This window comes from Candidatus Cloacimonas sp., assembly GCA_039680785.1.
GTDB lineage: Bacteria > Cloacimonadota > Cloacimonadia > Cloacimonadales > Cloacimonadaceae > Cloacimonas.
In genome coordinates this window covers 1-1,544 of the sequence record JBDKSF010000069.1, presented here as the reverse complement: position 1 = coordinate 1,544, position 1,544 = coordinate 1, and the positions used below count along the sequence as shown (strand labels likewise).

The 1,544-nt window shown below is 38.5% G+C and carries 2 protein-coding genes; both read right to left on the bottom strand.

Translation table 11 applies throughout. The features are described 5' to 3' along the window. Positions 1-376, bottom strand: a 376-nt coding sequence (locus ABFC98_04750) for an MBL fold metallo-hydrolase (protein ID MEN6445335.1), incomplete at its 3' end; no start/stop codon positions are given. Between the two features lie 2 nt (positions 377-378). After that, positions 379-1,476 (bottom strand): MraY family glycosyltransferase, encoded by a 1,098-nt coding sequence (locus tag ABFC98_04745; GenBank protein MEN6445334.1) that lies wholly within the window; start codon positions 1,474-1,476, stop codon positions 379-381. Positions 1,477-1,544: the final 68 nt, after the last annotated feature.

Below are 1,544 nucleotides of genomic sequence, written 5' to 3'. Positions count from 1 at the left end.
AATACAATTCTGCCTGTTCCATATCACGAATCAACAAGTTAAAGCCAAATTTTTGCGGATAAGTATACATCAATTGTAATATTTCCAAAAATGAAGCAGGCCTTTCCGGTAAGAACAAAAGAAGATCTCGTGTCCTATTTTGCAAATATAACATTTGCAAAAGCATAAACAGACCACCAATATGATCTGGATGATAATGAGTAATAAATATGGCATCCAATTCATCCGCCGTTATATTATGCTCCAGCAAACGGTGCGCACAGCTATCTCCACAATCAGCCAACATCAATTTATTTGCCTGACGCACTAAAACACTGGAAAGATGTTTATCAAGTTGCGGAATACCGGAACCCGAGCCCAAAATTATCAATTCCATAATTACTCCGTTTTATGTTTTTGTTGATTGGCTGGAACAACAATCGGAACTTTATCCAGCTTTAAACCGAAAAATAAGAAGAAGGCGGCAAACAAGGCAGTAGCAATCATCAGTAAATGTCGGTTGCCAATTCTAAAGATGATAATGGAGGTAAGCGCTATCAGCAGATTGATGGTATAAATCATAATGGCGGTTATTTTGATGGAACCAAGCACAGTATTTATTCTATGAGTGCTATGATCTTTACCTCCTTGCATTACTTGCCTTCCATCCCTTCTGCGAGTGTAACTTACCAGTGAAATATCAAAAATGGCATAGGAGAGCAACAAAACCGGCAATAAATAGAATAATTTATCATTATAACGATTGGCAGCATAACGCGCCATTAAAATTCCCATGGAAGAAAGAAAATATCCAATGAACATACTGCCGGCATCACCCAAAAAAATACGCGCCGGATTAAAATTATATGGCAGAAAACCCAAAACGGAACCGGTAAAACTAAGTGCAATCAATGCCATTAAAGCCATCGCTTCTTGATTTGCTTGCGTGGTATTGGTTAGCGCAAAGGCAAAAAAACCCAAACCTAAAATTCCTGCCATTCCACTTATGATGCCATCCATATTGTCCAAAAAATTGAGGGCATTCATCAAACCCACCATCCATAACATCAAGATGGGCAGCGAAATATATATGCTTCCGAACATTAAACTCAATTCGGCAAAAGTAAAATTCGTTATTATGAAGATTAAACTAACGGCAATCTGACCAAACATTTTTACTCTCGGTTTCATCCCTTTGTGATCATCTATTAGACCTATCATCACAATTAGCACGGAACCTGCCAGATAACCAAGCATAGGAGTATCCAGATAGCGTCCGGGAGAAATTAATACATCATAAATGCAGAGTAAAACAAAACCGGATGCCACACTTAATCCACCCAAAAGGGGGATATTTTTCAAGTGTATCTTACGCGCTTCGGGCTTATCTACAAAGTTTAAAGCTCTCGCCAAGCGGATTATAAAAGGCGTTAAACCATACACAAACAGCCACGCCATAATGAATACCGTGCAGTATTCATATATCCGGTTTTCCATTGCGGGTCTCCAATATTTTCATACCAAGCAAAAAAAGAAAGCGATTTTGTCAAGAACGAATGAAAGAG

Excerpts from the sequence above, each read along its gene's own strand:
- ABFC98_04745 (MEN6445334.1), bottom strand. The coding sequence starts at position 1,476 with ATGGAAAACCGGATATATGAATACTGCACGGTATTCATTATGGCGTGG.